An 18,141-nucleotide genomic window follows, 5' to 3' on the forward strand; every position below is an offset into this window, starting at 1 on the left:
ATTTATTGCCGCACGCCGGTAAACGATCCGTACGCGCTCGCTTGATAAATGGGGACTGTCCCTATTTATTGGCCGCGCGCGCGTAGATATTGACCACCTCGGCCAGCACGTCGCTCTCACCGATCAAGCCAAACCCCAGCTTCGCCGCGACGCGTTCCGATGCGCCATGCCCCGGCTCGATGATGCAACGGATGTCCGCCGCGTCGAGATTGGCGTCCGCCCACGCCAGCACCGCGCCCATCGCCTCGGTCGCGAGACCGCCGCCCCAATGGTCGGCGTCGAACGCCCAGCCCGCCTCGGGCTGGCCCTCGAGCTCGGGGATGCCGCGGCCGAAATAGCTGAGACCGCCCATGCCGATCAGCCTGTCCGTCGCCTTGTCGGCGAACACCCAATAGCCATAACCCATCACCGGCCACAGCCCCGCCGCCGACAGGAATTTGCCCCAGCTGACGTCGGGCGCGCGCGGTTCGCCGCCGATGAAGCGCGTCACGCGTTCGTCGGCCCACATCGCGATATGGTCGGCCTTGTCCGACAGGCGATGTTCGCGCAGGCGCAGGCGGGGGGTCTCGATGATCGGGGGCGATGTGAACATGTGCGCGGGGCTATCAGCGCGCACGCCCTGCGACAAGCCGCCGATCCCGTAAAGGCGGAGCCCCGGATATGGGGAGAGAGAGCCCTTTGGAGGCTCCGCCTTCGCGAGCCCGTCAGGCGGCCGCCGCCGCCAATTCCTCGCGCACCGGCGCCGCTGCCGAGCTGTGCTGCGGCATCACCGCGTCGGCATAATCGCTCTCATAGAGCTTGATCAGCGCGCGGTCGTCGTGGTTCCACGGGTGGAAGCCCGGCAGGAAATAGCTGAGCCAGGGCAGGAAGCTGCGGCGCAGCACCCCGGGCGTGCCCAGGAGATACCACCAGATCCGCGCGGTGACGCGCCAGCCGGTGAGGCCGTCCTGCTTCAGCAGCGCCTTCATCCCCTTCACCCGCTTCGGCCAGAAGCGGCTGGTGACGAGCAGCATCATGATCGACTTGGCGCGCCAGCGCCTGAAGCGGCTCCAGTCTTTCGTCGCGTGCAGCCAGGTGTCGTAGGCGACGCCCTTGTGCTCGATCTCCTCGATCGCGTGCCATTTCCACAGCGCCGCCCATTCGGGCTCGGCCCCCGCGTACATCTTGGGGTCCTTCAGCATCACCGCCGCCATCATCGCGGTATAATGTTCGAGCGCGATCGTCGCCATCAGGTTGACGATCTGCGGGCGCTGCTTGATCAAATCGAGCACCTGGTTGACGTCGTCCTCGAGCTCCGAAAGATCGTAGCCCGCTTCCGCCGCCTTCTTGTTGAAGACGACATGCTCGCGGCTGTGGATCACTTCCTGCTGGGTGAAGGCGCGGATTTCGCGCGCCAATTTGTCGGGCACGCCCTCGCGGTGCGCCTTCACCGCCTCGATGAACATCGCCTCGCCGCGCGGGAAGGTCACCGACAGCGCGGTATGAAACGCCGACGCGATCGGGTCGCCGTTGAGCCACCAGCGCCCCTGCCGGTCGTCGCGGCCGAAGCGCATGTCGCGCGGCGTGATGGCAAGGTCGGCGGGGGTCGGCGAGTGGGAAAGACTGGACATATGGGCTGCACCGTCGAAAAGGAGAGGAAGGACGTGGGGACGTCCTATGGGGTATATGTTAAAGGTTACTTACAGTGGTGTCAATAGTAGCGAAAAAGCGCCTGAGCCCCGAGGAGAGCCGGTCGGCGGCGCTCGAGGCGGCGCGCCAGATATTGATCGAAATGGGGCCCGCGGCGGTGACCTTGAAAGCGGTCGCGGCGCGGATCGACCGCACCCACGCCAACCTGCTGCACCATTTCGGCAGCGCCGCGGGGCTGCAAAAGGCGCTCGCCGCCTATCAGGCCGAAACCGTGTGCGCGACGATCGGCAAGAAGATGGCCGAGTCGCCGCCGGGCGAGCGCAATGTGCGCGAGATCGTCGACCTCGCTTTCGACGCCTTCAACAGCGGCGGCGCGGGCGCGCTCGCGACGTGGATGGCGGCGACGGGCAACGACGACGCGCTCGACCCGATCGTCGAGGCGATCCACCGGCTGATCGACGGCATGGCCCCCGACGCACACGAAAAGCGCCTGATGCACGAGGATACGCTGGCGCTGGTGCTGATGGCGCTCGGCGACGCGCAGATGGGCGGGCCGATGGCCGAGGCGCTCGACCTGCCCCGCGACACCTCGCGCGTGCTCGCGACCGAGCTGATCACCGGCCGAATCGCCAAATTCTGGGCCGAGCATGGGGGGAAGCCCGGAGGCTGACCGAACCGGTACGACCGCTTTCGGGCGGAAGCGGTCATTCTAATCCTCCCTGTCGCGAAGCGATGGGGAGGGGGACCATGCGAAGCATGGTGGAGGGGTGGCTGCCTTGAACCAATGTTTCAGGCATCGCCCCCTCCACCACCCTTCGGGTGGTCCCCCTCCCCACGGCTACGCCGCAGGGAGGATTAAGAGCGTCAGCTCCCCACCCAGAAACCGCCGCCCTCAAAAAAGGCCTTTCCTAATAAATCCGGCTATGCCAGCGTCGATCTCGACTCTCCCGCTCGGCGAATATGGCGGTCTCCGAGGTGTCTATTCGGGAAGCGCATTGGGCTGAACTTTCCTGAACTTTGGAATCAGGCAAAGCCAGCCCCCCACCCCAAGGCCGGCATCAACGGCGCTGGCAATTTTGTTGCGCACGCGCTAAGGGCGCGCCTTCCCCACCCCGTTCGCATCGAGCGAAGTCGAGATGCCCCTCGGCTTGGCGCCATGCTGCGGAGTGTCCCGACTCCGCTCGACACGAGCGGGTTCAGAGGTTTAGTTCCAGCTTCCCGCGCCCAAAGGCCCCGCCATGCATTTCCTCGACCAAGCCAAGATCTTCATCAAGTCCGGCGACGGCGGCCCCGGCGCCGTGTCGTTCCGGCGCGAGAAATATGTCGAATATGGCGGCCCCGACGGCGGCAACGGCGGCAAGGGCGGCGACGTGATCTTCGAAGCCGTCGCGGGGCTCAACACCCTCATCGACTTTCGCTACACCCAGCATTTCAAGGCGAAGCGCGGAACCCCCGGCGCGGGTCGCGACCGCACCGGCGCGGGCGGCCCCGACCTCGTCATCCAGGTGCCGATCGGTACCCAGATCCTCGACGACGACGAGGAGCGCAGCCTGCTCGCCGACCTCACCAAGGAGGGCGAGCGCATCCATTTCCTGCGCGGCGGCGACGGCGGCCGCGGCAATGCGAGCTACAAGACCTCGACCAACCGCGCCCCGCGCCAGCACGGGCCGGGCTGGCCGGGCGAGGAAATGTGGGTGTGGCTGCGGCTGAAATTGCTCGCCGACGCAGGGCTCGTCGGCCTGCCCAACGCCGGCAAGTCGACCTTCATCAACGCGGTGACCAACGCGCAGGCCAAGGTCGGCGCCTATGCCTTCACCACGCTCCGCCCCCAGCTCGGCGTCGTCAGCCACAAGGGCAATGAGTTCGTCGTCGCCGACATCCCCGGGCTGATCGCGGGCGCAGCAGATGGAGCAGGCGTCGGCGACCGCTTCCTCGGCCATATCGAACGCTGCCGCGTCTTGCTCCACCTCGTCGACGCCAATGACGAGGATGTCGCGACCAGCTACCGCATCGTGCGCGACGAATTGGAAGCCTATGGCGCCGACCTGGTCGACAAGCCGGTGATCGTCGCGCTCAACAAGATCGACACGCTCGACGACGAGCTGATCGCGGCGCTCTCGGCCGAGCTCGAAGAAGAAAGCGGCCACCCCGTGATGGCGCTCTCGGGCGCGAGCGGCGCGGGGCTCGAACCGGTGCTCGACAAGTTGCTCGAGATCATCGCCGGCGACAAGGCGGGCGAAGACCCCGAGGATGGCGACGGCGAAAGTGCGTGGTCGCCCGTCTGATCAGCGCGCTTCGAGCACCATGTTGAACGGCCCTTCGGTCGCGCGCCGCACGCTCTCGAACCCGCCCTCGCGAATGACCTCCGACAGGCGCGCTTCGCCCGCCTGCGCGCCCAGCCCCTCGCCGACTTCCTGGTCGAGCGAGGTCGGCACGCAGATCATCGTCGACGCATTGTAATAGAGTCGCCCGACAGGGTTCATATTGTCGGCGGGGCTGTTGCCCGCGACCGGCTCGACGATCATCCACGTCCCGCCGGGCGCGAGGATGCGGCGCATATGACCGGCGCAGCCGCGCGGATCGCCCATGTCGTGCAAACAGTCGTACATGGTGACGAGGTCGAAGCCCTCCTCGGCGATCTCCTTCGCCGCCGCGACCTCGAAGCGCACCCGGTCGCCATAGCCATGGCCCGCCGCGTGGCGCCGCGCTTCTTCGATCGACGGCGCGTGGAAGTCGAAGCCGACGAACTGGCTCTCGGGCCAGGCATCCGCCATGAGCAAGGTCGAGAAGCCGACCCCGCAGCCGACGTCGGCGACCTTCGCCCCCTGCCCCAGCCTGGCCGCGATGCCCTCGAGCGCGGGAATCCAGTTCTGGACGATATTGTTGACATAGCCGGGGCGGAAGAAGGCACCGGTGGCGCAGAACAGGCAGCCCGCATGATCGCCCCAGCGCACTCCGCTGCCGTGGCGGAAACATTCCTCGACCTTCGCCTCGGCCTCGACCATCGCCGCGATCAGCTCGAAGGCGCCCGCCAGATAGACCGGGCTGTCGCGGTTCACGAAGACCATCGCCTGTTCGGGCGAGATGCTGAAGCGCTCCGAAGCGGCATCGTAGTCGACATAGCCGTTCGCCGCCTGCGCCAGCGCCCATTCGCGGACGTAGCGCTCGTGCAGACCCCCGGCGCGCGCGGCGAGTTCGGCCGCGGTCGCGGGCGCTTCGGCCAGCGCGTCGAACAGCCCCAAGCGGAACCCGATGCGCGCCGTCGGCACGCTCATCCCGCCGCCGAGGTCGCCGAGCATCTTGCCCACGAACGCGTGCAGTTTTTCCTCATCGATCATGATGGCCATCCCCTTCGCCAGGTTCGCGACTCCCAGAAGGCTCGGCGCCCGCCATAGCATATCGCCCGCCGATCGGCGCCGCGTTATTCGCATCGGCACCCCCGCGTCGGCGCGAAGATTCGGGGGATGGGCGCGCGGGGGAGCGATCGCCGGCTCCGGAACGATATAGGCAGCAGCGGATTGACCGAGGAACATCAAGGAGTTCCGCATGGCCGTCCGCCGCATCGCCTTCATTCCGCTCGCCGCCCTGCCCCTGATTGTCCTGCCGGTACCCGCGCACGCGCAGGACGGCGAACAACCTCCCAAACGCACCCGCCTCATCCTCGGCCCGCAGCTGGCGCCGTCGTGGCCCGGCGCCGACCGCTATTCGATCGGCCCCTATGTCGACCTGTCGCGCGAGCGCGTGGGCACCGAATTCACCTTCGAGGCGGCCGACGAAAGCTTCGGCGCACCGCTGATCACCAGCGGCAAATTCGCCTTTGGCCCCGCCTTCGGCTTCGTCGGCAAGCGCACCGCCGCCGATGTCGGCGCGAACCTGCCCAAGGTCGGACTGACGATCGAGGCGGGCGGCTTCGTGCAGGCGTCGCCGACGCCGAACTTTCGCCTCCGCGCCGAAGCGCGGCGCGGCCTCGGCGGCCACGACGGCTTCGTCGGCGAGATCAGCGCCGATTATATCGCGCGCGACGGCGACGACTGGCTCTTCTCGATCGGCCCGCGCGTGACGCTCGGCGACGGCAAATATCAGCGCGCCTATTTCGGGGTGAGCCCCGCCGCGGCGGTCACGTCGGGGCTTCCGGCCCATGACATCGACGGCGGCATCCATGCCGTCGGCCTGACCGCAGGCTATCTGCGCCAATTGACCCCGCGCTGGGGCTTCGCCGTCTACGGCCGCTACGACCGGCTGGTCGGCGATGCGGCCCGCTCGCCGATCGTGCGCCAACTCGGCTCGCGCGACCAGCCGTCGGTCGGGGTGGCGCTCAGCTACACCTTCGGCGGCGAGCGCTGAGCAAAGCCATTGGCGCGCGGCGCGGCGCGCGCTATCGGCGGCGGCATGTTGTTCGCGCCCGCCTCCTGCCCCCGCCTGATCGTCAAGATCGGCTCGGCGCTGCTCGTCGATCCGGATGGCGCGGTGCGGCGCGACTGGCTGGCGGGGATCGCCGCGGATATCGGAGAGCGGGCACGCGCAGGGCAGCAGGTCGCCGTCGTCTCGTCGGGCGCGATCGCGCTCGGCGCGCGGCGGCTCGGGCTTGCCAAGGGTGGCCGCGCGACCCTCGAGGATGCGCAGGCCGCCGCCGCGACGGGGCAGATCGCGCTCAGCCAGGTCTGGGCCGAGGTGCTCGGCGCCGAAGGGCTCACCGCGGCGCAGATGCTCGTCACCCTCGACGACCTCGAGCATCGCCGCCGCTATCTCAACGCCGCGGCAACGCTCGACCGGCTGCTCAGCCTCGGCGTCGTGCCGATCATCAACGAGAATGACAGCGTCGCGACCGAGGAAATCCGCTTCGGCGACAACGACAGGCTCGCCGCGCGCGTCGCGCAGGCGGCGGCGGCGAGCGGCGTCATCCTGCTCAGCGACATCGACGGCCTCTACGACCGCAACCCCGCGCAGGCGGGCGCGAACCACATCGCGCGGATCGAGCGCATCGACGCCGCCATCGAGGCGATGGCCGACACCGGATCGGCGTCGGGTATGGGCTCGGGCGGCATGGTGTCGAAGATCGCCGCGGCGCGCATCGCCAACGCCGCGGGCGCGCATCTCGCCATCGCCTCGGGCCGCATCGAGCGGCCGCTGTCTACCGCGGCGCGGCACAGCCTGTTCGTCGCCGAACGCGGCGCGAGCGCGCGCAAGGCGTGGCTCGCGGGCGGGCTGACCGCGAAGGGCCGGCTGACCATCGACGCGGGCGCGGCCAAGGCGCTCCGCGGCGGCGCGAGCCTGCTCGCCGCGGGGGTCACCGCTGCCGCCGGACAGTTCGCGCGCGGCGACATCCTCGACATCGCGGGGCCCGACGGCCGCGTCGTCGCGCGCGGCCTCTCCGAATATCCCGACGCCGATGCGGCCGCGATCCTCGGCCTCGGCCGCGACGCGCAGGAGGCCGCGCTCGGTTACGCCCCGCGCGCCGCGATGGTCCACCGCGACCATATGGTGCTGCTGTGAGCGGCCCCACCCTCGCCATGACCGGCGCGACCGGCTTCGTCGGCGGCGCGACGCTGCGCCATGCGGTGGAGGCGGGCTGGCACGTCCGTGCACTCACCCGCCGCCCGCAGCCCGAGCGCGAAGGCGTCACCTGGATCATGGGCGCGCTCGATCGGCCGGAGAGCCTCGCCGAGATGGCGGCGGGCAGCGACGCGGTGATGCATATCGCGGGCGTCGTGAACGTGCCCACCCGCGCCGCCTTCGAGGCGGGCAACGCCACCGCGACCGGCCATGTCGTCGACGCCGCGCGCGGCGCCGGGATCGCGCGTTTCGTCCATGTCTCGTCGCTCGCCGCGCGCGAGCCCGACATCTCGAACTACAGCTGGTCGAAGGCGCGCGCCGAGACGATCGTCAAGGCGAGCGGGCTCGACTGGACGATCGTCCGCCCGCCCGCAGTCTTCGGCCCCGGCGATACCGAGATGCTCGACCTGTTCCGCATGGCGCGGCGCGGCATCGCGCTGCTGCCCCCCGCGGGGCGCATGTCGGCGATCTACGTCGACGAGCTCGCGCGGTTGCTCGTCGCGCTGGCCGCCGACCGCGACGCCAGCATCGGCCAGACCTACGAACCCGACGACGGCAAGCCGGCCGGCTGGTCTCACCGCAGCTTCGCGCGGATGATCGGCCGCGCGGTCGGACGCAGCCACGTCTCGACGCTGTCGGTGCCCGCCGCGGTGCTCAAGGCGGGCGGGCGGCTCGACAAGCTGGTCCGCCGCGGCCGCGCCAAGCTGACCCCCGACCGCGCGCGTTACATCGCGCATCCCGACTGGGTCGCCGCCACCGGCGCCTGCCCGCCGCCCGAGCTGTGGCGCCCCGGACGCGAGACGAGCGATACGCTCGCCGAGACGGTGCGCTGGTATCGCCGCGAGGGGTGGCTCTGACCGGCGGACGCCGTTCGCCCCCTCCCCGCCGCCCGCCCGTCGAAGCGTGCATTGCCAACGCCGGGCCGCATCCCTAGGTTTGCGGGCATGAGCGACACCACGACCAACAATGATTCCGCCGGCCCCTGGGCGATCCCCGTGCGCCGCCCGCTGCCCGGCGACGACAAGCCGAAAAGCACGACCAGCTTTCCGCGCAAGGTCTGGAACCTGCTCGTCGCGATCAAGGACGGGCTGGCGCTGATCTTCCTCCTGCTTTTCTTCGTCACGCTCTTCGGCCTGCTCGCGGGGCGCCCCAATGCCGGGCTGCCGGTCAGCGAAGGCGCGCTCTTGATCGAGCTCGACGGCATCGTCAGCGAACAGCCCGCCGAAATCGATCCCTTCGCCGCGCTGTCGGGCGGCAACAACCTCAAGGAAGTCCGCGTCCGCGACGTCGTCCACGCGCTCGAAAGCGCCGCCGACGACAGCCGGGTGACCTCGGTCGTGCTCGACCTCGATCGCTTCCTCGGCGGCGGGCAGGTGTCGCTCGCCGAAATCGGCGATGCGATCGACAAGGTACGCGCCAAGAAGAAACCCGTGCTCGCCTTCGCCACCGCCTACACCACCGACAGCTACCAGCTCGCCGCGCACGCGAGCGAGGTCTGGGCCGACCCGATCGGCGGCGTCGCGATCGCCGGGCCGGGCGGATCGCGCCTCTATTACAAGGGGTTGATGGACCGCCTCGGCATCACCGCGAACATCTACCGCGTGGGCACCTTCAAGAGCGCGGTCGAACCCTATCTGCGCGCCGACCAGTCGCCCGAGGCCGAGGCCGCGAACCTCGCCTATGCCGGCGCCTTGTGGGAGCAGTGGCTCGCCGATGTGAAGAAGGCGCGGCCCAAGGCGAAGATCGATCCCTTCATCGCCGACACCGGCGCCGCGGTGCGCGCCGCGGGCAACGACCTCAGCAAGGCGTCGCTCGACGCCGGCCTCATCGACAAGCTCGGCAGCCGCATGGCGTTCGCCAGCCGCGTCGCCGAGATCAGCGGCACCTATGACGACAGCCAGCCGTGGAACTATAACGCGATCCCGCTCGAAAACTGGGTCGCCGCCAATCCGCCCAAGCAGCCGGGCAGCGCGATCGCGGTCGTGCCGGTCGTCGGCGAGATCGTCGACGGCGAGGCGCCGAACGGCGTCGCGGGCGGCGAGACCGTCGCGCAGCATATTCTCGACGCCGCGGCCGACGACAGCATCAAGGCGATCGTGCTGCGCGTCGATTCGCCCGGCGGCTCGGTGCTCGCCTCCGAACAGATCCGCCAGGCGCTGCTCGCGGCGAAGGCGAAGAAGCTGCCCGTCGTCGTCTCGATGGCGAATGTCGCGGCCTCGGGCGGCTACTGGATCTCGACCCCCGCCGACCGCATCTTTGCCGAGCCCGACACGATCACCGGCTCGATCGGCGTCTTCGGCATCCTGCCCAGCTTCGAACAGACGCTCGCCAAGGTCGGGGTGACCACCGACGGCATCGCGACCACGCCGCTGTCGGGCCAGCCCGACATCCTCGGCGGGGTCAATGAGGAGTTCAATCAGCTCGCGCAGGCGAGCGTCGAGGACATCTATGCGCGCTTCACCGGCCTCGTCGCCAAGAGCCGCAAGCAACCGCTCGCCAAGGTCGAGGAAATCGCCGAGGGCCGCGTCTGGGCCGGCGGCACGGCGCGCCAGATCGGCCTCGTCGACCAGTTCGGCGGCCTGCCCGACGCGATCGCCGCCGCGGCGAAGCTCGCCAAGGTCGACGGCGAGGTGCACGCCAAATATTTCGAGAACGAGCCAAGCGAATTTTCGAAGATGCTCGCCAAATGGACCGGCGCCGAGCAGCCCGAAGAGACGGCAGCGCTCCCGCGCGGCTGGTTCGGCATCGCCGCGATGAACCGCCAACTTGTGGAACGTCGCCTGATCCAGGACCTGGCGCTGCTCACCGAGGCGGGGTCGGTGCAGGCGAGCTGCCTCGACTGCCGCGCCTATCTCCCCGCCGTCCCGCGGCCGGGCAAGGCCGAAGCGAAGGGCTTCCTCGCGACGCTGGCGCTGCTGATGCGCTAGGCGACGGGCGGCGCGTCCTTGCGCCGCCGCCGCTGGCGGATGAACAGCATCACGAAGCCGAGCACGACCGTCACCAGGCTGACCCCGGCGAAGCCGACGAGCAGCGGATGATGCGTGTCCTCGCGCGTCTGCAGATCCATGATGTGCAGCCCCCAGAAGAAGTCGTACCCGCGCCACCAGCGCGTCCGGAGCGCGAGCAGTTCGCCGGTATCGGCGTCGACATAGGCGTGCAGCCCATCGGCATAGGCGACCCGCCACGCGGGCCGCTCGCGGCGCAGGTCGAGCGGGTTGGCATCGGCGGCGAAGCGCGTGACCGACACGACCTCGCCGGGCGCCTCGAGCGCGCCGTCGGCGATGCTCCGCGCCTCGACCGCCGTGACCGGCGGCAGTAGCGCGCCCGTGGTTGCATCGGCGGCGCGACTGTCGTCGCCGGCATAGCGCACCAGCCACACCGGCCGTGGCCCGCGCATCGCGAGTTCGAGCTTTTCGACCGGCCGCCCGTCGAGGCGCGGCGGCGCCGCCGCGAGCGTCGCGGGGATCGCCACGGGCTCGCGGCGCAAGTCGCTGCCGCGCACCTCCTCGATCGGCTTGATCACCATGATCAGCCCCGACAGCGTCCAGAGGATCAGCGGCACGCCGACCAGCCATCCGAGCCAGATATGAATGCGCAGCAGCTGCGCGCGCAGCCGCGTCTTCAGCGCGCTCATGCGGCGGCCGCCAGCTCCCGCGCATGCCCCGCCACCGCGTCCGCCAGCGTATCGACGAGCGCGAGCGGCAGGTCGTGCCCCATGCCGGGAATCGTCATCAGCCGCGCGCCGGGAATACTCGCCGCGGTATCCTTGCCTCCCGCCAGCGGCACGAGCGGATCGGCCTCGCCGTGGATCACCAGGGTCGGCGCCTTGATCGTCGCCAGCATCGCGCGCCGGTCGCCGTCGGCGACGATCGCCGCCATCTGGCGCGCGACGCCCTGCGGATACCAGCCGCGCTCGAAATCATGGCGCACGCGGCGCTGCAGCCGCTCCTCGGCCGCGGGATAGGCGGGGCTGCCGATCACCCGCGCGGCGCGGACCGAATAGGCGATCATCGCCTCGGGATCGCCGCTCATCGGGCGGTTGGCGAGCACCGCCATCGCCTCCTTGTTGGCGCGCGGCAGCCGCGGATTGCCCGTGGTCGACATGATCGAGGTCAAAGACAGCACCCGCTCGGGATAGCGCGCCGCGATATGCTGCGAAATCATGCCGCCCATCGACGCGCCGACGATATGCGCCTTGGCGATCCCCAGATGGTCGAGCAGGCCGATGCCGTCGGCCGCCATGTCGGCGAGCGTATAGGCCGGCCGCACCGGCAGTCGCAGCGCCGCCTTCACGAACATCCATTTGAGGTTGGGCACGCCCGCGCTCTCGAAGCGCGTCGACAGCCCGACGTCGCGATTGTCATAACGGATCGTGCGAAAACCGTGCGCGACGAGCGCATCGACGAACTCGTCGGGCCACAGGGTCAGCTGCCCGCCCAGCCCCATCACCAGCAGGATGACGGGCGCGTCCTTCGGCCCCTTGTCCTCAAAGGTGACCTTGATGCCGTTCACCTGCGCTTCGCCGATCGTCATAGATGCGCCCCCATATTGTCCTGATGGCAGTTTGCCGCGCGCCGCGCCCCGGTCAAGCCGTTGCCGGGCGATATTCGGACGCGTCCGAGCGGAACTCGGCATGGCCATAGCCCGCGAGCTGGCGCTCGATGCGGCGGATGAGGTCGCGGTCGGCGAGGCGGCGCACCCCGGGCAGCCGCGACGCTGCGCGATAAGCCGCCATGCGCCCCGCGACGCCGAGCATCGTCGCGCCATAGATCAGGTGGTCGCGCTTGCCGACGGGCACGCCGACGCTCGCCGCGCGTTCCTCGTCGCCGCCCAAGAAGGCCTTGACGAAAAACACCCGGCTCGCCGAGCGCTCGAGCCGCCGCGTGAGGCGCCCGCGCGGCGACTCGTCCTTCGACAACTCGGCCTCCATCGTCGCGCGCAGCAGCCCGCCGCAGATGCGGTCGTCATACTCGTAGCGCAAAGTCGCGCTGCGCGTGCGCCAGATCCGGACGATCTCCTGCGGCGTGTCGGCGAGCAGATCCTCGGGCAGGCCGAGCAGGTAGCAGCGATAGCGCGCGAGCTCGACGCGCCCCTGCTCCTCGCGGTTGAAGCGCGTGCGCCCCTTCGCCAGCACCTCCTGCGACAGGAAATAGATCGGGATCAGCCCCGCGGGCATCTGGTCGAGCTGCGGGATCGGCATGCCGTACGTCTCGACGTCCCACATGCCCGGCCGCGACAGCACGTTGACGCGCACCATCGAATGCATCAGCCGCACCATCGCCGCCGCCTTGAACCCGGGGCCGAAGCGCTCGAGCGCATGCGGCAGCGCGGTGGTGGCGAAGAAGGTCGCGGTTTCCTTGACCCGCCGCGCCGCGGTCGCATGGCCCAGCGTGCCGGTCAGCGCCATCGGCAGCGCCGAATATTTGTTGAGGAAGGTCGCGATGAAGGCGCCGCGGATCAGGAAAGGCGCGAGGTTCGCGGTGGCGTTGCGCTCATAAGCGGCGCCCGCCTCGACCAGTTTCATGTCGAGCCAGTCGGGGACCACCTCCATCTCGGCGATCAGCGCCGCGAGTTCGGGCGGCGCGTCGGCGACCGCGCCGATCCCCTTGTCGCACGCCTCGACCAGCATCGCGACCGTGCGCTGGAAGCCGAGGCTGGGCATCAGCGCCGCATAGGCGTCGCCCGTCCGGTCGCCGAGCATCGTATATTCGCGGATGCGCGCGACGAGGTCGTCGTCGCCCAGATACTCCGCGCGATCGACCCCGCGCACGCGCCCGAGTTCGGTGACGTCCGCCGCCTCCGCCGCCCAGCGTTCGGGGGCGCGGTCGAAGTCAAAGCGGCCGAAGAGGTCGGGCAGCGCGACGGCCTGGTCGCGCACCCGGCGGGCGATGGTGCTGACATCCATGTTCATAAGCCGAACCTGCCACAGATTTGGCATTTGGCAAGCCCGGCGGTTTTCAGGCGGTGGCGGGCGCCGCTTCGGCTTCGGGCAGCAGGCGGTCGACGACCCCGCGCGCCGCCGCCGCGAGCAGCCGGTCGCGCCAGACGACCAGCATCAGGATCGGCGGCATCGCGAGCAGCATCGCCCCGGCGGTGCCCGACGCGTTGCAGTCGGTCGTGCAACCGGCCGGCGCGACCCCCGCGCCGAAGCTGATCAGCAAAATGTCCAAGGCCCCCACGCGCCCCTTTCGCGGCGGGGCTAGGCGGGCCGGGTTAATCCTTTCTGACAGCGACGGCCAGCGCGGGGGGCGTTCGTCCCGAAGCGGGACGGCTCAGCGCGCGAGGTCGCGGTACGCCGGCAGCGCGAGCGACCAGCGGATCGCTGCGCCGCGCAGGATGAAACCCGCGAGCGCGCCGCATACCGCCGCGATCGGGGTGCCGACCCCGGCCCACAGCAGCAGCAGGTACAGACCCGAGGCGAGCGCCGCGGCGGTGACGTAGATTTCGGGCCGCACGATGATCGACGGCACGCCCGCCAATATGTCGCGGATCGTGCCGCCGACGCATCCGGTGATCACGCCCATCAGCAGCGCCGGAACCGGCGGTACGCCCCAGGCGAGCGCCTTCGCCGTGCCGAACACGGCATAGGCCGCGAGCCCCACCGCGTCCGCCCATTCCAGAAGCTGCCCTTGCCACCAGCGCTCGGGAGTGACCCAGACGATCAGCGCGATCGCGATGCACACCGCGGCGATCGCGCCGTCCTGCACCCAGAACACCGGCGCGCCGATGAGCAGATCGCGCACGCTGCCGCCGCCGACCCCGGTGACGAGCGCGAAGAACATCGCGGTCACCAGCGTCTGGCGCAGCCGCACCGCCATCAGCGCCCCCGACAGCGCGAACACCCCGATGCCGACAAGGTCGAGCAGCCGGACGAGCAGCAGATTGTCGAGGCCGAGCACCGGCAGTCGCTATTTCGCCGCGGGGCGGACGCCGCCGATGATCGACAGCGTGATCGCGGTGACCGCATTGCGGATCGCCGGACCCGCCTGCGGCGCGAAGAAGGGCGAATGGTTGGTCGGCGCGGGTTCGCCCTTCGCCTTCAATTCGGCGAGCAGCGCGGGATCGTAACCGCCGATGCCGAAGAAGAGCGACGGCACGCCCGCCTCGACGAACTCCGAATAATCCTCGCTGCCCGACATCGGCGCCGCGCTCGCGGGGGCGAAGACCAGCCCCTTGCCGAACACCGGGGTCAGCGCGTCGACCGCGGCCTTCGCCATCGTCTCGTCGTTGGTCAGCACCCCGGTGCCGGCGAGATAGCGGATCGTCGGTTCGGGGGCATTGCCCATCGCCGCCGCCGATTTGGCGACGCGCGCGGTGCCGTCCTGCAGCAATTTGCGCACCTCTGGCGACTGCGAGCGGAGGTTGACCTTCACCTCGGCGCTGTCGGGGATGATGTTGGGCGCGCTGCCCGCGTTGATCGCGCCGATCGTCAGCACGCCGAACGCCGCGGGATCCTTTTCGCGGCTGATCACCACCTGCGTGTCGGTGACGAAGCGCGCGGCGATCGGGATCGGGTCGATCGTCGCCGCGGGCATCGAGCCGTGCCCGCCGCGGCCGTGGAAGGTGATCGAATAGCTGTCGGACGCCGACGACCCTGCCCCCGCCTTGATCGCGACGACCCCCGACGGCAGGTTCGAGACATGCGCGGCAAAGCCGAAGTCGGGTTTCGGAAAGCGCGTGAACAGGCCATCGCCCAGCATCGCGCGCGCACCGGTCAGCGTCTCCTCGGCGGGCTGGCCGATGAGCATGACGGTGCCCGACCAGCTGTCGCGCATCGCCGACAGCGCCTGCGCGACCCCGATCAGATAGGCGACATGCGTGTCGTGGCCGCAGGCGTGCATCACGGGAACGTCGCGGCCCTCATAGGTCGCGCGCGCCTTGCTCGCCCAGGCGAGCCCGGTCTTTTCCTCCATCGGCAGCGCGTCCATGTCGGCGCGCACGAGGATCGTCGGCCCCTCGCCGTTCCTGAGGATCGCGACGACGCCGGTACCGCCGACCTTCTCGGTCACGGTGAAGCCCGCCGCACGCAGCTGCTTCGCGAGGATGCCCGCGGTGCGCACCTCCTGCATGCCCAATTCGGGGTTGGCGTGGAGGTCCTTGTAGACCGCCTCCAGCGCCGGATAATTTTTGTCGAGGATCGCGGTCAGGCGCGCGCTCGCCGCTGCCATGTCGGGCGCCGCCTGCGCGCTTGTCGCTGACAGCGAGAGGGCGAGCGAAGCCGCTGCCCAGATCCCGTGCTTCGCCATCATCCTCGTCTCCTCGTTCATGCGCCAGATGCGGACCGGCGTTCGGATGTCCGGGGTTTGCGACCCGCCGCCGCCCGCGCGAGCGCTATCATTCCGCCCTGGAGGGCACAACGGGCATGCGCAGAAGGGCAAGAGCCAGCGCATAGCCAAGGATCGGCGACGCGCCGTAGCCGCCGAGGGGGACGGGATAGGCGCCGATTACCGACGCAAGCATAAAGCCCCCGATCACCCCGGCCAGGGCCCTGACCGCCCGGGGATTGCCGCTACGCGCGAATAGGGGTGCGGCGCAGGCAAAAAGGAGCGCGGCGCCGATCAGAAGCGCGAGCATCGCGTTGGCCGCGAAAGCGTCGGGTACCACCCGCTCGACGAATTTTACGGCAACGAGCGGGTCGGGCCGAAACAGCGTTGTCGCAATCGCGGTCATCGACGCGGCCACGCCGATCCCGGTGACGAGACGTTCCTGCCGGCCGGGGCGGGACAAGATAAAGCCCGCAGCCAGCGCGAGCGCCGCCGCAAAGTCGGGCTGCACGGCAAAGACAGTCGCCAGGGCGATCACAGCGGCGAGCTGGATGCGACCGGAAAGATACGGCATCAGGACGGCGATCGCCGGCAGAAACAGCATCGCCGCATGCAGGCGAACCGGACCAAGCGGAAGCCAGCGCCTTATGCCTTCAAGGTCGAATCCGCTCACCAGCGTCGCCGCGATGCCGGTCACGCCGAGCACGACGGCGCATATGGCCGCGCGTTCGTTCATCCGGCCCGCCGGAAATGCGACGACGAGGACCAGCCCCAGCAGGAGCGCCAGTCCATTCAACGCGATATAGGCCGGCGGTGCGCCGCCGAGCAGGAAGAAGAGCATCCCGCTCGCGGTCGCGACGACGAGCGCTGCCACGCCGACCCAGGGCACCGGCCGCGTTTCGGTCGCCGGCGTCGCGAAGGTCATCGTCAGATGTGGATCGGCTTGCCGGTCACCGCCATCGCCGCTTCCTTCACCGCTTCGCTGTGCGTCGGGTGGGCGTGGCAGGTGTAGGCGATGTCTTCCGACGTCGCGCCGAATTCCATCGCCTGCGCGGCCTGCGCGATCATCGTGCCCGCGACGCTGGCGATGATCCACACGCCCAGCACGCGGTCGCTGTTCGCGTCGGCGATCACCTTCACGAAGCCGTCGGGTTCGTGGTTGGTCTTGGCGCGGCTGTTGCCCGCCATCGGGAATTTGCCGACCTTGACCTCGCCCTTTTCCTTCGCCTGCTCTTCGGTCAGGCCGACGCCGGCGATTTCGGGCATGGTATAGACGACCGACGGGATGACGTCGTGGTTCACGATGCCGGTCAGCCCGGCGATATTCTCGGCGACCGCAATGCCCTCGTCCTCGGCCTTGTGCGCGAGCATCGGGCCCGGGATGACGTCGCCGATCGCCCAGATGCCGGGGACCTGCGTGCCGAAATCATGGTCGGTCTCGATCTGGCCGCGCGCATTGACCGCGAGCCCCGCCTTGTCGAGCCCCAGCCCGTCGGTGTTCGGGCGGCGCCCGATCGACACCAGCACGACATCGGCCTCCAGCGTCTCGGCCTCGCCGCCGGCGGCGGGCTCGAGCGTCAGCACGGCTTTCTTGCCCTTCACTTCGGCCTTGGTGACCTTGGTCTTGAGCTTGAATTCGATGCCCTGTTTCTTGAAGATGCGGTTGGCATCCTTGCGCACATCGGCATCCATGCCGGGCAGGATCTGGTCGAGGAACTCGACGCAGGTGACCTTGGCGCCCAGGCGGCGCCACACGCTGCCGAGTTCGAGTCCGATCACGCCGCCGCCGATCACGACCATATGGCCGGGGACCTTGGCGAGTTCGAGCGCGCCGGTCGAATCGACGATCACCTGCTTGTCGTTATCGACCGCGACGCCGGGAAGCGGGGTGACCGACGAGCCGGTGGCGATGACGATATTCTTGGCGCGGTAGGTCTTGCCCGCGACTTCCACACTGTCCTTGCCGGTGAACTGCGCATAGCCCTTCAGCCAGTCGACCTTGTTCTTCTTGAACAGGAATTCGATGCCGCCGGTCAGCCCCTTGACCGCGTCGACGCGCTGGCCGTGCATCGCGGGCAGGTTGAGCTTGGGGGTCACGTCGATCCCCATCTTGGCCATCGCGCCATTGGCGGCGGCGTCGAAATATTCGGACGCGTGGAGCATCGCCTTCGACGGAATGCAGCCGACGTTGAGGCAAGTGCCACCGAGCGTCTCGCGCCCCTCGGCGCAGGCGGTCTTCAGCCCCAGCTGCGCCGCGCGGATCGCCGCGACATAACCGCCGGGGCCGGCACCAATGACGAGGACGTCGTAGTCGTAATCAGCCATCATTCACTCCATCTCGAGCCCGGCGCGGCGACGTAGACCCAGGCACTTTCGCCCGATTCCAGTGCAACGCGCCGCCGCTCATAATCTTCGGCCTCATAGATATCGGCCTCCTCGAGTTCTTCCCTGGTAAGCCAATATAGGGTGCCCGTGACCCGCTGCGAACCTTCGTCGTCGGGAACGAGCACCGGATAATGGCTTTCACCGCTTATCCGTACCACTTCGGGGTCGGCGTTGACGATCCGGCGGAGCCGGAAGCCGGTCAGCGCGTCGGCGCTGCCGCCGAGCAACCGGCCGAAATGCTCGCGCTGCACGTCCGGACATTGGAGCGTGCCATAGGCGAACAGGGCTTCGGTCGCGTCGCTCACGCCGC

At 69.3% G+C, this 18,141-nt stretch carries 18 protein-coding genes; 6 read left to right on the plus strand and 12 right to left on the minus strand.

Going from position 1 to position 18,141, the window contains the following annotated elements; translation table 11 throughout:
* Window positions 1-61: 61 nt before the first annotated feature.
* Together ATE62_RS12290 and ATE62_RS12295 are read right to left on the minus strand one after the other, a co-directional pair.
* Window positions 62-592: a GNAT family N-acetyltransferase gene (locus tag ATE62_RS12290; protein ID WP_058808890.1), complete on the minus strand. Its 531-nt coding sequence runs from the start codon at window positions 590-592 to the stop codon at window positions 62-64.
* Window positions 593-704: 112 nt separating this feature from the next.
* Entirely contained in the window at window positions 705-1,610 is a 906-nt protein-coding gene (locus tag ATE62_RS12295; protein WP_058808874.1) for a metal-dependent hydrolase, read from the minus strand.
* Window positions 1,611-1,693: 83 nt separating this feature from the next.
* On the opposite strand from ATE62_RS12295, the gene ATE62_RS12300 reads away from it, so the two are divergent.
* Together ATE62_RS12300 and obgE are read left to right on the plus strand one after the other, a co-directional pair.
* Window positions 1,694-2,299, plus strand: coding sequence for a TetR/AcrR family transcriptional regulator (locus ATE62_RS12300; protein WP_443028863.1), 606 nt, complete (start codon window positions 1,694-1,696; stop codon window positions 2,297-2,299).
* Between the two features lie 568 nt (window positions 2,300-2,867).
* Complete coding sequence (obgE, locus tag ATE62_RS12305; RefSeq protein ID WP_058808873.1) at window positions 2,868-3,914, plus strand: GTPase ObgE; 1,047 nt, start codon at window positions 2,868-2,870, stop codon at window positions 3,912-3,914.
* Here the strand turns inward: obgE and ATE62_RS12310 are convergent, their stop codons facing one another.
* Complete coding sequence (locus ATE62_RS12310; protein WP_231736256.1) at window positions 3,915-4,967, minus strand: class I SAM-dependent methyltransferase; 1,053 nt, start codon at window positions 4,965-4,967, stop codon at window positions 3,915-3,917.
* 208 nt (window positions 4,968-5,175) lie between these two features.
* On the opposite strand from ATE62_RS12310, the gene ATE62_RS12315 reads away from it, so the two are divergent.
* The 4 genes from ATE62_RS12315 to sppA all read left to right on the plus strand — a co-directional run bounded on the left by ATE62_RS12315 (window position 5,176) and on the right by sppA (window position 10,109).
* On the plus strand, window positions 5,176-5,973 hold the full coding sequence (locus ATE62_RS12315) for a MipA/OmpV family protein (RefSeq protein WP_058808871.1): 798 nt from the start codon (window positions 5,176-5,178) through the stop codon (window positions 5,971-5,973).
* A gap of 45 nt (window positions 5,974-6,018) precedes the next feature.
* Window positions 6,019-7,122, plus strand: coding sequence for a glutamate 5-kinase (proB, locus tag ATE62_RS12320; RefSeq protein WP_058808888.1), 1,104 nt, complete (start codon window positions 6,019-6,021; stop codon window positions 7,120-7,122).
* A 17-nt stretch (window positions 7,123-7,139) separates the two neighbouring features.
* Window positions 7,140-8,039 (plus strand): NAD(P)H-binding protein, encoded by a 900-nt coding sequence (locus tag ATE62_RS12325; RefSeq protein WP_058808870.1) that lies wholly within the window; start codon window positions 7,140-7,142, stop codon window positions 8,037-8,039.
* 87 nt (window positions 8,040-8,126) lie between these two features.
* On the plus strand, window positions 8,127-10,109 hold the full coding sequence (gene sppA / locus ATE62_RS12330) for a signal peptide peptidase SppA (protein WP_082662781.1): 1,983 nt from the start codon (window positions 8,127-8,129) through the stop codon (window positions 10,107-10,109).
* Here the strand turns inward: sppA and ATE62_RS12335 are convergent.
* From ATE62_RS12335 to ATE62_RS12375, 9 genes are all read right to left on the minus strand, one after another.
* Entirely contained in the window at window positions 10,106-10,816 is a 711-nt protein-coding gene (locus tag ATE62_RS12335; RefSeq protein ID WP_058808869.1) for a PepSY domain-containing protein, read from the minus strand. The two genes, sppA and ATE62_RS12335, sit on opposite strands and share 4 nt — an antisense overlap.
* Complete coding sequence (locus tag ATE62_RS12340; RefSeq protein ID WP_058808868.1) at window positions 10,813-11,715, minus strand: alpha/beta fold hydrolase; 903 nt, start codon at window positions 11,713-11,715, stop codon at window positions 10,813-10,815. The genes ATE62_RS12335 and ATE62_RS12340 overlap by 4 nt, the downstream gene beginning before the upstream one ends.
* A gap of 52 nt (window positions 11,716-11,767) precedes the next feature.
* A complete protein-coding gene (locus ATE62_RS12345; RefSeq protein ID WP_058808867.1) occupies window positions 11,768-13,093 on the minus strand; it encodes an oxygenase MpaB family protein in 1,326 nt (441 codons plus the stop codon).
* Between the two features lie 46 nt (window positions 13,094-13,139).
* Window positions 13,140-13,352, minus strand: coding sequence for a hypothetical protein (locus ATE62_RS12350; protein WP_058818520.1), 213 nt, complete (start codon window positions 13,350-13,352; stop codon window positions 13,140-13,142).
* Window positions 13,353-13,454: 102 nt separating this feature from the next.
* A complete protein-coding gene (locus tag ATE62_RS12355; RefSeq protein ID WP_269433367.1) occupies window positions 13,455-14,081 on the minus strand; it encodes a trimeric intracellular cation channel family protein in 627 nt (208 codons plus the stop codon).
* A 9-nt stretch (window positions 14,082-14,090) separates the two neighbouring features.
* Complete coding sequence (locus ATE62_RS12360) at window positions 14,091-15,431, minus strand: amidohydrolase (RefSeq protein WP_231736257.1); 1,341 nt, start codon at window positions 15,429-15,431, stop codon at window positions 14,091-14,093.
* Between the two features lie 85 nt (window positions 15,432-15,516).
* Complete coding sequence (locus ATE62_RS12365) at window positions 15,517-16,371, minus strand: hypothetical protein (RefSeq protein ID WP_058808864.1); 855 nt, start codon at window positions 16,369-16,371, stop codon at window positions 15,517-15,519.
* Between the two features lie 2 nt (window positions 16,372-16,373).
* Window positions 16,374-17,771 carry a dihydrolipoyl dehydrogenase gene (gene lpdA / locus ATE62_RS12370; RefSeq protein ID WP_058808863.1) on the minus strand — a complete coding sequence of 466 codons (1,398 nt, stop codon included), beginning with the start codon at window positions 17,769-17,771 and terminating at the stop codon, window positions 16,374-16,376.
* The gene (locus tag ATE62_RS12375; protein ID WP_058808862.1) at window positions 17,771-18,136 is read right to left on the minus strand and encodes a gamma-glutamylcyclotransferase family protein; all 366 of its coding nucleotides are present in this window, start codon (window positions 18,134-18,136) and stop codon (window positions 17,771-17,773) included. Before ATE62_RS12375 ends, lpdA begins: the two co-directional genes overlap by 1 nt.
* Window positions 18,137-18,141 lie beyond the last annotated feature (5 nt).

The sequence above is a fragment of the Sphingopyxis sp. HIX genome (assembly GCF_001468285.1).
Lineage (GTDB): Bacteria > Pseudomonadota > Alphaproteobacteria > Sphingomonadales > Sphingomonadaceae > Sphingopyxis.

What these genes read in the sequence shown, in the direction of transcription:
- ATE62_RS12290 (WP_058808890.1), bottom strand. Translation starts at nt 592, where the DNA reads ATGTTCACATCGCCCCCGATCATCGAGACCCCCCGCCTGCGCCTGCGC.
- ATE62_RS12295 (WP_058808874.1), bottom strand. Translation starts at nt 1,610, where the DNA reads ATGTCCAGTCTTTCCCACTCGCCGACCCCCGCCGACCTTGCCATCACG.
- obgE (WP_058808873.1), top strand. Translation starts at nt 2,868, where the DNA reads ATGCATTTCCTCGACCAAGCCAAGATCTTCATCAAGTCCGGCGACGGC.
- ATE62_RS12310 (WP_231736256.1), bottom strand. Translation starts at nt 4,967, where the DNA reads ATGATCGATGAGGAAAAACTGCACGCGTTCGTGGGCAAGATGCTCGGC.
- ATE62_RS12315 (WP_058808871.1), top strand. Translation starts at nt 5,176, where the DNA reads ATGGCCGTCCGCCGCATCGCCTTCATTCCGCTCGCCGCCCTGCCCCTG.
- proB (WP_058808888.1), top strand. Translation starts at nt 6,019, where the DNA reads ATGTTGTTCGCGCCCGCCTCCTGCCCCCGCCTGATCGTCAAGATCGGC.
- ATE62_RS12325 (WP_058808870.1), top strand. Translation starts at nt 7,140, where the DNA reads ATGACCGGCGCGACCGGCTTCGTCGGCGGCGCGACGCTGCGCCATGCG.
- sppA (WP_082662781.1), top strand. Translation starts at nt 8,127, where the DNA reads ATGAGCGACACCACGACCAACAATGATTCCGCCGGCCCCTGGGCGATC.
- ATE62_RS12335 (WP_058808869.1), bottom strand. Translation starts at nt 10,816, where the DNA reads ATGAGCGCGCTGAAGACGCGGCTGCGCGCGCAGCTGCTGCGCATTCAT.
- ATE62_RS12340 (WP_058808868.1), bottom strand. Translation starts at nt 11,715, where the DNA reads ATGACGATCGGCGAAGCGCAGGTGAACGGCATCAAGGTCACCTTTGAG.
- ATE62_RS12345 (WP_058808867.1), bottom strand. Translation starts at nt 13,093, where the DNA reads ATGAACATGGATGTCAGCACCATCGCCCGCCGGGTGCGCGACCAGGCC.
- ATE62_RS12360 (WP_231736257.1), bottom strand. Translation starts at nt 15,431, where the DNA reads ATGATGGCGAAGCACGGGATCTGGGCAGCGGCTTCGCTCGCCCTCTCG.
- ATE62_RS12365 (WP_058808864.1), bottom strand. Translation starts at nt 16,371, where the DNA reads ATGACCTTCGCGACGCCGGCGACCGAAACGCGGCCGGTGCCCTGGGTC.
- lpdA (WP_058808863.1), bottom strand. Translation starts at nt 17,771, where the DNA reads ATGGCTGATTACGACTACGACGTCCTCGTCATTGGTGCCGGCCCCGGC.